We start from the raw sequence: 12,513 nt of genomic DNA, 5'->3' as shown, positions 1-12,513 counted from the left end.
TCTTGCCAGACCGCGCCAGCCCGTTCCTTACGAGCGGGCCGGCCGGCGTTCTGGGGCTGCGGCCCACATTCACAACCGGATCAGAACCTATACCAGAAGATGCGCATCAATCTGCGTGTGAAAGGACGGATGAAGATGAGATACAGACCGCTTGGCAGCACCGATATGTCCGTTAGCGAGATCAGCTTTGGCACTTGGGCAATCGGAGGCTCATGGGGGCGGACAAGCGATGAAGTGTCCCTGGAAGCTCTCGCCCGAGCTATGGATGCAGGGGTCAACTTCTTCGACACGGCGGATGTATATGGGGACGGGCATAGCGAGGAGCTGCTTGCGAAGGCGACTAAAGGTAAGGAAGATCAGATACATATCGCGACCAAGTTCTGCCGGGCTGCGGATATTCACAGCCGGGAGGCCTACCGCTATGAAGCAGTCAGCGCGTTCTGTGAGGCCAGTCTTCGAAGGCTGGGCAGGGAGAGGATTGACCTGTACCAGATTCACTGTCCGCCGACAGCTATTCTTCGTGACGGGGAAGTCTTCCATGTGCTGGATAGGCTACGCCAGGAAGGGAAAATCCGTGAATACGGGGTCAGTGTGGAGACGGTGGAGGAAGGTCTTATCTGCCTTCAGTACCCGAATGTCCGGTCACTCCAGGTTATCTATAACCTGTTCCGCCAGCTGCCGGGGGACGAGCTGTTCCCGAAGGCTAATGAGCAGGGGGTGGGCATTCTGGTCCGTCTGCCGCTTGCCAGCGGACTTCTGACGGGCAAATTTACCGAGCAGACGACATTTGCGCCGGATGACCACCGTAGCTTTAACCGTAACGGGGAGAGCTTCAATGTCGGTGAGACCTTCGCCGGTCTTCCGTTCGAGAAGGGAGTCGCGCTCAGCAGGCAGCTGTCCTGGATCGTTGATGGCCGTTCCAATATGGCGAGCGCAGCACTGCGCTGGATTCTGGATAATCCGCATATCACCTGTGTAATCCCAGGCTTCAAAAACACATCACAGGTAGAAGCTAATCTCGCGGCTACTGACGTTCCGTCCTTCACAGCTGGGGAGCTGGACAAGCTGAAGCAATTTTACAAGAATGAGGTAAAACAATATATCCGAGGCCCATACTAAACGGCCGGAATAGACAAAGGAGCTGTATCAGGCATTCCCGCCTGGTACAGCTCCTTCTGTATTATTCAGCCGGCTTCTTATCCGGCAGCTGGAGTACGTAGCTGTCAGACAAGTGAAGCAGCTTAAGAGCACGATTGTACTCGTCCTTGGTAACCGATCCGGTACTCTCTTCATCTCCGGAGAGGGAGTACTGCGTACCATCCTCATACCCTTCACCCGGCATGAACAACGAATGGCTGCTCACGAGTGAGCCGGACGGCAGATAATAACGCTGCGGAAGGATGTTATTCTCATGGTTAAGAATGTCTTGGCCAAAGTGAATATAATCATCCAGCGATATGCCCACCAGGTTGGCTATTGTCGGCAGCAGGTCGGATTGTCCGCCCAGCTGGTCGAATACAGCCGGTTCTGTAACCCCTTCGCCGAGTATCATCAGCGGAATGTTAATCATATCGGTATAACCGTATTCACGGCCGTGGATTTCCGCCATCAGATCCTTTTCTTCCTTATCGAGTGAATAAATCGGTAGGCCGAGATGGTCGCCATAGATCACGATCAGGCTGTCCTCCCAAATGCCGCTTTCCTTCAAGTCCTCGATAAATTTACCCAGCATCCGGTCAGCATAATTCTGGGAACGGATGTAGTCGCCGACGAATGTCTCCTGATAGCGTTCAGGCAGCGTGATTTGATCCTTCTCGTAAGGAATGGTAAACGGATGATGAGCTGTCATCGAGATGACCTGACTGTAAAATGGCTGCCCTGCATCATGCATGCGTTTCAGTTCCTCGGCTGTCTTCTTGTACAGTACTTCATCCGAAGCCCCGAAGAAAATAACATCCTCTTCCCCGAAAAATTCAGCATCATAGTAACGGTCAAAGCCAAGTGAGCTGTACAGCTCACCGCGGTTCCAGAACTCTACCACATTCGTGTGGAAGGTTGCCGTGTCGTAGCCCTCGGCCTTCAGCAGCTTTGGCAGACTTGGCAGGGCCTTGTCCACGTACATCATTGTAGCCGCACCGCGCGGCGGGATGTAGTAGGATGTATTGACCACAAACTCGGCATCCGAGGTGTTGCCTTGACCGACCTGCTGATAGAAGTGAGGGAAGTAGAAGCCCTCTTGTGCCAGCTTGTTCATCGTTGGCGTCACTTCCTGTCCTTCCACCTTAAGGTCGATCAGGAAGTTCTGGAAGGACTCCATCTGAATGATGATCAGGTTTTTGCCCTTCGCAGCTCCATGATATTTGGCGTCCTCTGGGGCTACCGGCTCTATTCCCTTCAGCTCGTTAATGGCTTCCTGGGTTATAAGCGATTGGTCGACGGGGTCAACCTTGTCGCTTGAAAAAATCGTATACGCTTCGTAGTTCAGAATGCCCATCTCACCGGCCTTTACCCGCTCGTTCATGCTGGCGCGGTTCGGGAGAATGTTCATCAGGCATATAACGACCATCAGCGTGAATACGGACAGAAGCATGCCTCGTCTGCTGCTGCGCCGGTTAAGCTGCTTCCAGGCTTCTGCCTTGCGCTGGCGGAAGAAGACGTAGGCGAACAGTAAAATATCCGTGAAGATGAACAGGAAGTAAGGGTCAAGCAGCGAGAAGACGCTGTTCTTTACGGCCGTAACCTGGTTTACCTGCTGCAAGGCGTGATAGGTGACAATAACACCGTAATATTTGTAGTACATGATGACTGCGAAGAATATACCGGTTAGCAGCAGATTAACAACCAGATAGATGACCATCTTGCGCTTGGATGCAAAATATTCAATCAGGCAGAAGAGCGCAATAATGAAAGGGATTTCGGAAATAAGCGGCGCCATGCCAGGTGAATGCTCGAAGATGACAAACCAGGCCAGATAACTTTTTATTAACAGTATGAGTGTAAATACCAGCTGGGGCTTTGTGCCAAGTGTAGTATACACCTTGGAGAGCCAAGGAGTCCTCACGTTGCATGCACCTTCCTTTACCAGAGGAAACAGGCCGGATACGGCGATGCCGCGCCTGCCTTAATCCCGTAATTGATGAACGGCTGTATATATGAATATGATGTAAAGATTCTAGGAACAAAATCTATTATGCTCCCGCGGCGGAAGAATGTCAAAGGAAGGAAAACTCTGTGCTGGAAATATGGATGGCGTGCTCCGGATCCGAATGGTATACTGTGGGGAGCTTGCCGCGAACAACCGCCGGCCGGCCGCGGTTCGTAACCATCCCGCGTTATCAAAACTAAGGAGTCATACGTATGTCTAATGAGTTATGGGGCGTGCTGTTCATAGCCGCCAACTTCCTGCTGTTCCTGGCCTGCTACAGGCTGTTTGGGCGGACGGGACTTTTTGCCTGGATCGGATTTGCCACGGTTCTGGCTAATATCCAGGTCGTAAAGACAGTTGAGATCGGCGGCTTGATGATGACGCTCGGCAACACGATCTATGCCAGTATCTATCTGGCGACTGACCTGCTTAATGAGAAGCATGGGCCAAAGCAAGCCAGGAAGGCGGTCTGGTTCGGATTCTTCACGCTGCTGGCTTCAACGGTTATCATGCAGATGGTGCTTGCGTTCGATCCGCATCCCGACGATTTTGCTCAGGAAAACCTGAAGGTCATATTCGGTTTGCTTCCACAGATCGCTATTGGCAGCTTGTGTGCTTATCTGGTCAGCCAGTTCCTTGACGTCAGGCTGTACAACTGGCTTAAGCGGCTGTTTCCATCGGATGGGCAGCTGTGGATTCGGACCAACGGCAGCACCGGCATCAGCCAGCTGATCGACACGCTGGTGTTCTGTTCGATTGCGTTCGCTGGAGCGTATGAATTTAAACTGTGGCTGCAGATCTTCCTGACTACGTACATTTTCAAGTTTATCGTGTCGGTCTCTTCAACCCCGGTACTGTATATCGCCAAGGGACTGAAGGTTTCCGATGAATGATTTTTTTACCCGTTTTACTACGCAAAGAACCGCCGAGCGGCTGGAGTCCCAGCTTCCCGGCGGTTTTTTGCGTGTATTGATTCGGTTATTTTACCCCTTGCCCGCTTCCTGTTCGATTGGGTTGTGCTGGGGAAATTGCAGCTCATAGAGCCGGGCGTAACGGCCGCCTGCCCGCAGCAGCTCATCGTGAGTCCCCCGCTCCAGTATGCGGCCTTTCTCCAGCACTATGATCTGATCGGCATGGCGGATGGTGGACAGCCGGTGCGCGATAACAAGGCAGGTGCGTCCGCGCAGCAGCCGGTTCAGCGCCTCCTGAATCAGAGTCTCGGACTCAGTATCAAGTGCCGCGGTTGCTTCATCCAGAATAATCAAACGCGGATTCTTCAGCAGGGCCCTGGCGATGGAAATCCGCTGCTTCTGTCCGCCTGAGAGCTTGACACCCCGTTCACCGATTTCGGCGTCATATCCGCCTGGAAAGGCGGTAATGAAGCCGTGGGCATTAGCGGCTGCTGATGCGGCGATGATCTCCTCCTCGGAGGCGTCCTGCCGTCCATAGCGGATATTGTCCCGGATCGTACCATTGAAGAGCATAATATCCTGCGAGACCAGACCGATCTGCTGCCGCAGTGATTGTATGGTTACATCCCTCACATCGAAGCCGTCAATGCTGACTGACCCGTTCCGTACATCATAGAACCTTGTGAGCAGATGGGCTATCGTCGTCTTGCCCGAGCCTGAGGAGCCGACAAGAGCGGTGACCTGGCCAGGGGCCATCTCCAGGTTCAGCTCGCGGAGTACGTCGGGCTGCCCCGAATAGCCGAAGTCGACATTCCGGTACACGACTTGTCCCTGTATAGGCGGGAGGGGAGAGGCTCCTTTACGGTCAGCGACCTCGGGTTTTGTTTCCAGAATATCGACTACCCGCTCATAAGCGGCTGCGGACTGCTGAACGGTGTTTAGAATACGGCTGAAATGACGAACCGGATTCTGAAGCAGGCGCAGATAAGCCATAAAGGCGACAACCGATCCGACCGTAAGGCGGCCGCTCATCACCTGCCATGCACCCAGCACCAGTACGATAGCAAGCCCCGCATAATTAATGAAGTCTATTGTCGGCTCATAGATAGCCCGCAGCCGGACTGTCTTGAGGTTGGCCTCCATATTGACGCGGCTCCGGTCGGCGAAGCGTTCAGATTCGTAATCCTCGGTCGAGAAGGACTTGATCAGCCGAATGCCGGAGAGCGTGTCCTGCAGATGATCGCTTACATCGGCTACCGATTGCTGCACGGTACGAAATGAAGACCGGATACGTGTGCTGAAGCGCCGTGTCGTGTAAATCATAACCGGAAAGGTCGCAAGCAGCATGAGGGTGAGCTGCCAGTCGATCCAGAGCATATAGATCGCTACCGCTGTAAAGGTAAATACATCCGTGAAGAGCTGAATCATACTGGAGGAAACCAGCTGCTGCAGCATATTGACATCGCTTGTCACCCGTGACATTAGATCTCCGGTCCGGTTGCGGTCATAGAAGCTCATATCCAAAGTCTGCAGATGGCGGTAGAGCATATTGCGCAGCTCATAGATGGCCTTCTGCCCAACTGATGCCATGGCAGTGCTGCCGATATAGCCAAACAGGCCAAGCAGCAGGGCTGCGCCCAGGATGCCGCCGGCGACCCATGGCAGTGCTGCATAGTTGTCATCGGGGATAATATGATCGATCACATGGCGGGTAAGCTGCGGAATGACGAACTCCAGCAGGGAGACGGCTGTCATGCTGACCACAGCGGCGATCAGAAGCCTCCAGTTGGAGCGTGTGAGGCTGAACAGCCTTAGCAGCATACTGCCGATTGAACGCGGATTGAATTTCGGGACAGGAGCGTGTCTGCCTGAAGGGATGCCGCTAGGATTCATGCTTGTGCCCTCCATAATTAGAATACGATATATCGTATCTAGATTATAACCACTATAATAAACAGCGGTCAATGCAGCGGGTGGTGATAAGAAGCGCAGCTGGCCTCCTATCTCCCTCTCATTGACGTAAGAAGCCGTTGTCCAATAGTATAGAGGAGGCGATAGACACGCGGTATAACCGTACAGATAACGTTTCAAAGTCAGCAAGGATGTGAGCAGATGAGGCCATTGGAGACGAGTCTTACTATAGAATATGCCGGATCAGAGTTGTTTAGGCTGGAAGGTAGTGAGAGCACCAGTAATACAGTGGGACGGGAGCATGCCTTCCTGTTTCCGGTTGATGGGAAGCTGAAGGTGAGCCTTAAGCAAGGAGAGGACCAGCGTCTCGGGTATATCCTTGAAGGAGAGCTGCTGCTCGTGCCGCCAGGAACAGCATACACCTTAACCGTTCCTGATGGCAGGGCTGTACAGTGGATCGCTGTCTATTTCATTTGCCGGGAAAGACAAGACTCAGAAGCCAGGGGAGATAACTGGTCACCGTTTCTTCAGAGACTTGATCTTATGCCGGTCCGGATTCCGCAGATTCGGACATGGATGGAGGATTTTCTCAGTGACCCGGGCTCTCATGAGCCTGGATTTTATTTTTGGCTTCAGTCGCACCTGTACGCAATGTGCGCCGGATGGCTGCAGGCTGCCAGTAAGCCGAAGGTTACCGAACCGGTTAATAACCTGTCCCTCTATGTGGAATATACGGTCCGGTTTATGATTGAGCATTATAACGAGCAGATGGATATGGAGGAGCTGGCGCGGGATTCGGGAGTCAGTGTCAGCCGCTTCTACAGGGCCTTCCGGCAGTACACCGGTCTTAGCCCGCATAAGTATATTACGAAGCTCCGCATGGGCGAGTCACTGCGGATGCTGGCAGAGCAGGGCCATTCTGTGACGCATGTAGCTCACGCTGCGGGCTATTCGGACGAGTTTTATTTTAGCCGCCACTTCAAGAAGCATATGGGCATGACACCGACGGAATATGCAGCGAAGGCTAATATCCGTATTGTCTGTCTGGTGGAGGTATTTGACGGAGACCTTGCAGCCCTGGGGCTAACACCCGTTCTGACACTGCCCAGAGGCTGGATCGATCAGCCGGAGCAGGCCCTGCTTGAGGTGAGCCGGGCGCGGCCTGACTTGATCCTGGCGGCACCGATGGAGCAGCCGCTGCTTGATGCTTTTGTTGCTATCAGCCGGACAGAAGTGGTCAGATGGAAGGGTGTTCCGTGGAAAGAACGCTTGCTGCGCTTTGGCAGCCTGCTTGGCCTGACGGGCCCGGCGGAGCGCTGGCTTTCCTACTATGACCAGAAGGTTGAGAATGCCCGGCTGCATGTCAGACAAGGCTTAAGGGAGGAGCCTTACCTGATCGTCCATGTTTGTCAGGGCGGCTACCGGGTATACGGCCTGCAGATGACGAAGATGAAGAGCTTGTTCTACGATGATCTTGGCATCGTCCCGCCGCCTTCCATCCGCGATCTGGTAATGCTTGATACGCATTCTCTTCATGAGGTCGCCAAGCTGTCCTGTGAGAATATCCTGTTTCTTATCGACAAGAATATGGCCGATGAGGAGCAGCGGCAGTTAGAGGAGCGCTGGCGCAAGCTGAAGAGGACACGCAGAGAAAGACGCTGCTTGTTTGTCCGCCATCCGTTTCCGCTGCATTACAACGCATCCGTATATGATGGTTTAATCGATCAGACGGTCCGCGAACTTCTGCACGCCCAGCGTGCATAAACCGGGCCCGGGCAGCCTGTGAAGTTTAGTTCTCATCCTTCGGCGGTATAATGTAACTGAGTGTTCTGCCCGCAGCAGGGCAGGGAGGAGGGTGACGATGCAGGTTGATTGCGCAGTAATCGGAGGCGGGATCGCAGGCATGCAGGCTGCTATACAGCTCGGCCGGTACCAGCACTCCGTTGTGGTGATTGACGCAGGGGATGGACGCTCCCGCAAATGCAGGAATTACCACAACCTGCTTGGTTTTCCGGATGGCGTAAGCGGGTCGGAGCTGCTGTTGAACGGGCGCCGGCATGCTGAACAGCTGGGTGTATCGTTTATTAGTGCGAAAGTGACGGGAGCTTCCAAGGAGCAGGGCGGCTTCCTATTGAATATCGAAGGCGTGGAGACCGTGCATGCGAGGCGGCTGCTATTTGCTACAGGTGTTAAGGACAGGCTCCCCGACTTCCCGGAGCTGTACCCGTGCCTTGGCATTAGCATTTATATTTGCCCAGACTGCGATGGTTATGAGATCCGGGACAGCAGGGTACTTGTCCTGGGATCAGGAAGAGCTGGAGCGTCCATGGCGCTGGAGCTGACCCACTGGACTGACGATATCGTATACATTAACCATGAGCAGCAGCAGGTGCCGGAGGAACAGCTGGACAGGCTGCTCCAGCTTGGTATCCGGTATATCGAAAAACCGATCCGCCAGCTGGTAACCGAAGGAGATCATCTGAAGGGCGCTCTCTTACGGGATGGGTCGGTTATAGCGGGTAATCATGCTTTTGTCGCATTCGGCGGCAACGAGGTCCGCTCCGAACTCGCGTCCCAGCTGGGCGTTAAGCTGTCAGCGAGCAAGCATATTATTACGGATGCGAGAACCAAGATGACCAATGTTCAGCATGTATGGGCGGCTGGGGATATAGCCGTTCATTCGGAGCAGGTGGCGATCGCTATGGGCGACGGCGTTCAGGCGGCCATATGGATGCACAAGAGTCTTCGGGAGGACATTGGGGCCGGCAGCCGCTTCGGACGGTAAGCTGATCCCGTTAACATGAAGAAAGGTACAGCCCGGGAGACTGGGGCGGTCTTCTGTATTACGAGGCCAGATGAAGCTCCAAGAGAAACAAGACCGTCCTCAATGTGAGGGCGGTCTTATCAGTTTGCGCATTCGCGCAGGCTCCACCGATTTCTTTTTCTCTCCGGGACGGATTAATGCCCACGCTAGTATAGCTGATATCAGGCTTGTTGCGGTCAGGGTCCAGAATAAGTCGTTAAGGGAGCCTGTGGCAAGCAGTGATGCAACAGGCGGACCGATTGCAACCCCGGTAAATCGCATACTGCTGTAAAATGATGTGACCGTTCCGCGTTTTTCCTTCTCTATCCCCTCAGTAATGAGAGCATCCAGACATGGCAGAGCCACACCGATCCCCAGTCCGGCTGCGCTGAGGAAGATCATTTGGACAACAATTGACTGTGTAAATACACAGGCGGTTGCAGCAGCAGCGCACAGGAAGAAGCCGGAGGTAATTAAGAGCTTCATCCGCTTTTTGTTTTCCCCAATGATCTTGCCGGTTATATAAGAAGCTGAACATAAAATAGCAAGTGGTATGGCGAGCACAGCCCCCTTGGCAACGCCTTTCAGATGCAAGTCCTTCTCAAGCGCATCGGACAGGTAGACAAGGAATGCGAATAACACGAACATTCCGGTGCCCCCAATAATAAATACAGCATACAGCCATCTGCCTTCACGCCGGAATACCTTCTTAAGCGTGTGAAGGAATTCACCCAGCGGGAGAGGCGGATCGCCGCGGCGGGGTGATTTCACAAGAAATAACACGAGCAGAACGGATATCGCCGAAAGAATTGGTATGCCAAGAAAAGGGTAGAACCATGCGAAGCTCGCAAGAAACGACCCAAGAACGGGACTTAGCACTTTACCGAAGGTATTCGAGGTTTCAATCAAACCAAGCCCGGCGCTGACCTGTTCTTCTTTCTTAAACATGTCACCGACCAGCGGCATTACAATCGGCGCAGCGCCAGCTGCTCCCATGCCCTGCAGAATTCGGCCAACAATCATGTAGGGATAGGCATGGTCCAGAAAAATGGCTGCCGTAGCACATATCCCTCCCCCGATTCCTACTAGAATCAGGCTTGGCACAATGATTGTCTTGCGGCCGTAACGGTCAGACAAGTACCCTGCCGGCGGAATAAGAACAATTGCCATGACAGAAAATACTGTGATAATCAGGCTTGTCTGAAATGCGCTGATCTGCAGCTGCCTGCGGATTTCCGGCAGAACAGGGATCAGCATCGAATTGCCAAGCGTCATGATCAGCGGGATAGAACTAAGCGCAATCAGCGCACCTCTCTGTTCTGGTTTCAAAGCCGGTTACCCCATTTCCAGGTTCTTTACGGGCTGAGTATTCGGATATGGCGTTAAGCGGCGTCCGGGAATCCGGTCACGCATGCTGTTATAATGCGCAGGCAGACGATATTTCATACGATCGCTCATACTCGCCGATACCGGCTGTAAAGGCCTAACGGACATTCTAAGCTCTTGGTTCAGGACAGCTTAGCAGCGGGTAAAAGGATTCTGCACACGCTGTAACTGGAGGAGGGATCTAATGAAACTTGATGATATGAGCCGCCTGGATCGGCACTTGCATGGTAATGTGCGGATGTTACGGCGTCTGTCATGGAAATGGCTGCTGGGAGCCGTTCTGCTTATTGCCTACCTTACAACAATTATGGTTCATGCCTATAAACCTCTTCCCGACGGCTTGTCATACGAGAGTGAAATTTACCGGACTAGTGACGTGGAGATGCTCGTCAACCTGTCGTATGAGCAAAATGGCCAACGTGTATACCAGGACGAGATCTATCAAGCTTGGCTGGATGCCATCCGGCAGGCGGAGCAATGGATCGTCATTGATATGTTCTTGTTTAACGGTTTTGCCGATACCGGCAAGCAACATCCCCCTCTCAGTGATATGATCATTGATGCCATCACACTTCAGAAAGCGCTTCATCCTGACTTGAAGATCATCATCATCACAGATGAAGTCAACACCACATACGGCTCTCATGCCTCCCCTGAGATGGAGAGTCTTGCTGACGCCGGCGCAGAGGTAGTCTATACGAATCTAGACAAACTTCGTGATTCCAATCCGCTGTATTCCGGCGCCTGGCGTATGTTCGCCCAGTGGTTCGGCCAAGGGGGGGAGGGGTGGCTCCCGAATCCTTTTGGAAGCGGGGCGCCCGAGGTGACGGCCCGTTCATACATGAAGCTGCTTAACGTGAAGGCGAATCACCGCAAGCTCCTGATGACCGAGCATACGGCTATTGTAACCTCTGCAAACATGCATGATGCGAGTGCCATGAACAGCAATATCGCTTTCCGCTTTGGCGGTCCGATTCTGAAGGATGTGTGGGAAGCAGAGAAGGCTGTAATTGCGATGTCAGGCGGCCCGGATATTGAACTTGACCTCTACGGGGCAGGACTCGCAGGGGGTGAGGTGAGCATTACTACCGCAAATCTGGATTATAACAGTCCGGATTTGGCGGAACTGAGATGGCTGACAGAGGGCAAGATAGCGCAGCAGGTGGTGCGGACAATTGAACAGGCGAAACCCGGTGAACGGATTTGGATCGGGATGTTTTATCTGGCGGACAGAGATATAGTGAATGCTCTGGCAGAAGCCTCTGCCCGCAAGGTGGATGTCCGGCTGATCCTGGACCCCAACCGTGTGGCCTTCGGTCACGGGAAGATCGGGCTGCCGAATATTCCTGTAGCTGCAGAGCTTATTAAGCGTACGGGAGGAGCTGTCCAAATCCGCTGGTATAAGACCGGAGAGGAGCAGTACCATACCAAGCTAATGGTGGTTCAGGGAAAGACGGGTGTGGTCATGATCGGCGGTTCGGCAAACTATACAAGACGTAATCTGGATGATTTCAATCTGGAGGCCAACCTGATGATTACTGCGGCCAGAGAGTCCAAGATTGCCGTGCAGGCTGTACAGTATTTTGAACGTCTATGGCTCAACGAAGGGGGAGTCTATACAGTCCCTTACGAGGCGTATGAGGAGAAGCTGCCAATTGGCAAGCAGCTCCTGTACGGGGTACAAAAGCTGTTGGGCTTTACAACCTTCTAGGAGATGTATTGAATAGTAGAGGAGAGAGGCTGGCTGCCCGCCAGCCTTTCTCTGTGCAAGGGTTATATCAGATCGCAGGCCTCAGCAGGCATCCAGTGAGCATCCTTGCCTTCCCATTTGACATTGCATCCGATGGGGTTAGTAACGGGTACTGACAGCTGCTGACCTGCCAGGTGCTCTGAAAGTGCAAGGTCTAGGTCATTAACGGTCATCTTCGATGTGTCACGTGGGCTGTCAACGCCGCGGCCGGTGTAGACAAGCTTGCGATCCTCGTCAAATACATAAAAGTGCGGCGTGCGCAGCGCGCCGTATGCCCGGGCCGTATCCTGCGACTCGTCGCGCAGATAAGTCCAAGGGTACTGCTCCTTCTTCATGACCTCTACCATATGCTCGAAGGAATCTTCAGGGTAGGTATTTACGCTGTTCGAGTTAATACCGACGAAGCGTACGCCCTGCTCTTCATATTTTACGGCGGTAGCACGGGTTACCTCATTCGAGCCAATAACATAAGGGCAGTGGTTGCAGGTGAAAAATACGACAAGCACCTTCGCATCGCTGAAGTCGTTCAAGGAATAGGTACGGCCGTCAGTGGCCGGCAGTGAGAAATCCGGGGCTTGATCCCCTAATTGCAAAGTAAATGCCATAT

The 12,513-nt window shown here is 53.3% G+C and carries 10 protein-coding genes; 5 read left to right on the top strand and 5 right to left on the bottom strand.

The genetic code is table 11. The features are described from left to right. Nucleotides 1-135 precede the first annotated feature (135 nt). On the top strand, nt 136-1,119 hold the full coding sequence (locus L1N82_RS11645) for an aldo/keto reductase (RefSeq protein ID WP_235287559.1): 984 nt from the start codon (nt 136-138) through the stop codon (nt 1,117-1,119). Nucleotides 1,120-1,180: 61 nt separating this feature from the next. On the opposite strand, the gene L1N82_RS11640 is transcribed toward L1N82_RS11645, so the two are convergent. Further along, entirely contained in the window at nt 1,181-3,061 is a 1,881-nt protein-coding gene (locus L1N82_RS11640; RefSeq protein WP_235287558.1) for an LTA synthase family protein, read from the bottom strand. A 296-nt stretch (nt 3,062-3,357) separates the two neighbouring features. Between L1N82_RS11640 and L1N82_RS11635 the strand changes: the two genes are divergently transcribed. Further along, the gene (locus tag L1N82_RS11635; RefSeq protein ID WP_235287557.1) at nt 3,358-4,038 is read left to right on the top strand and encodes a queuosine precursor transporter; all 681 of its coding nucleotides are present in this window, start codon (nt 3,358-3,360) and stop codon (nt 4,036-4,038) included. Between the two features lie 90 nt (nt 4,039-4,128). Here L1N82_RS11635 and L1N82_RS11630 read toward each other — a convergent pair whose 3' ends face one another. Next, nucleotides 4,129-5,949 (bottom strand): ABC transporter ATP-binding protein, encoded by a 1,821-nt coding sequence (locus tag L1N82_RS11630; RefSeq protein WP_235287556.1) that lies wholly within the window; start codon nt 5,947-5,949, stop codon nt 4,129-4,131. 219 nt (nt 5,950-6,168) lie between these two features. Between L1N82_RS11630 and L1N82_RS11625 the strand changes: the two genes are divergently transcribed. Together L1N82_RS11625 and L1N82_RS11620 are read left to right on the top strand one after the other, a co-directional pair. Next, nucleotides 6,169-7,731 carry a helix-turn-helix domain-containing protein gene (locus L1N82_RS11625; RefSeq protein WP_235287555.1) on the top strand — a complete coding sequence of 521 codons (1,563 nt, stop codon included), beginning with the start codon at nt 6,169-6,171 and terminating at the stop codon, nt 7,729-7,731. Between the two features lie 97 nt (nt 7,732-7,828). Further along, nucleotides 7,829-8,752: an NAD(P)/FAD-dependent oxidoreductase gene (locus tag L1N82_RS11620; RefSeq protein ID WP_235287554.1), complete on the top strand. Its 924-nt coding sequence runs from the start codon at nt 7,829-7,831 to the stop codon at nt 8,750-8,752. 99 nt (nt 8,753-8,851) lie between these two features. Here the strand turns inward: L1N82_RS11620 and L1N82_RS11615 are convergent, their stop codons facing one another. Together L1N82_RS11615 and L1N82_RS23240 are read right to left on the bottom strand one after the other, a co-directional pair. After that, on the bottom strand, nt 8,852-10,099 hold the full coding sequence (locus L1N82_RS11615) for an MFS transporter (RefSeq protein WP_235287553.1): 1,248 nt from the start codon (nt 10,097-10,099) through the stop codon (nt 8,852-8,854). 6 nt (nt 10,100-10,105) lie between these two features. Beyond that, on the bottom strand, nt 10,106-10,228 hold the full coding sequence (locus L1N82_RS23240; protein ID WP_268821939.1) for a hypothetical protein: 123 nt from the start codon (nt 10,226-10,228) through the stop codon (nt 10,106-10,108). A 112-nt stretch (nt 10,229-10,340) separates the two neighbouring features. Here L1N82_RS23240 and L1N82_RS11610 point away from each other — a divergent pair, with 112 nt between their 5' ends. Further along, nucleotides 10,341-11,867: a phospholipase D family protein gene (locus tag L1N82_RS11610; protein ID WP_235287552.1), complete on the top strand. Its 1,527-nt coding sequence runs from the start codon at nt 10,341-10,343 to the stop codon at nt 11,865-11,867. Nucleotides 11,868-11,929: 62 nt separating this feature from the next. Here L1N82_RS11610 and L1N82_RS11605 read toward each other — a convergent pair whose 3' ends face one another. After that, complete coding sequence (locus tag L1N82_RS11605) at nt 11,930-12,511, bottom strand: thioredoxin family protein (protein WP_235287551.1); 582 nt, start codon at nt 12,509-12,511, stop codon at nt 11,930-11,932. Nucleotides 12,512-12,513: the final 2 nt, after the last annotated feature.

Origin of the sequence: Paenibacillus tarimensis, assembly GCF_021532315.1 — a bacterium.
GTDB classification, from domain to species: Bacteria; Bacillota; Bacilli; order Paenibacillales; family Paenibacillaceae; genus Paenibacillus_I; species Paenibacillus_I tarimensis.
This window is presented reverse-complemented; position numbering and strand designations above follow the sequence as displayed.

Bases quoted from the DNA above. Each gene is read 5' to 3' on its own strand.
- L1N82_RS11645 (WP_235287559.1), top strand. From the start codon at position 136: ATGAGATACAGACCGCTTGGCAGCACCGATATGTCCGTTAGCGAGATC.
- L1N82_RS11635 (WP_235287557.1), top strand. From the start codon at position 3,358: ATGTCTAATGAGTTATGGGGCGTGCTGTTCATAGCCGCCAACTTCCTG.
- L1N82_RS11630 (WP_235287556.1), bottom strand. From the start codon at position 5,949: ATGAATCCTAGCGGCATCCCTTCAGGCAGACACGCTCCTGTCCCGAAA.
- L1N82_RS11625 (WP_235287555.1), top strand. From the start codon at position 6,169: ATGAGGCCATTGGAGACGAGTCTTACTATAGAATATGCCGGATCAGAG.
- L1N82_RS11620 (WP_235287554.1), top strand. From the start codon at position 7,829: ATGCAGGTTGATTGCGCAGTAATCGGAGGCGGGATCGCAGGCATGCAG.
- L1N82_RS23240 (WP_268821939.1), bottom strand. From the start codon at position 10,228: ATGAGCGATCGTATGAAATATCGTCTGCCTGCGCATTATAACAGCATG.
- L1N82_RS11610 (WP_235287552.1), top strand. From the start codon at position 10,341: ATGAAACTTGATGATATGAGCCGCCTGGATCGGCACTTGCATGGTAAT.
- L1N82_RS11605 (WP_235287551.1), bottom strand. From the start codon at position 12,511: ATGGCATTTACTTTGCAATTAGGGGATCAAGCCCCGGATTTCTCACTG.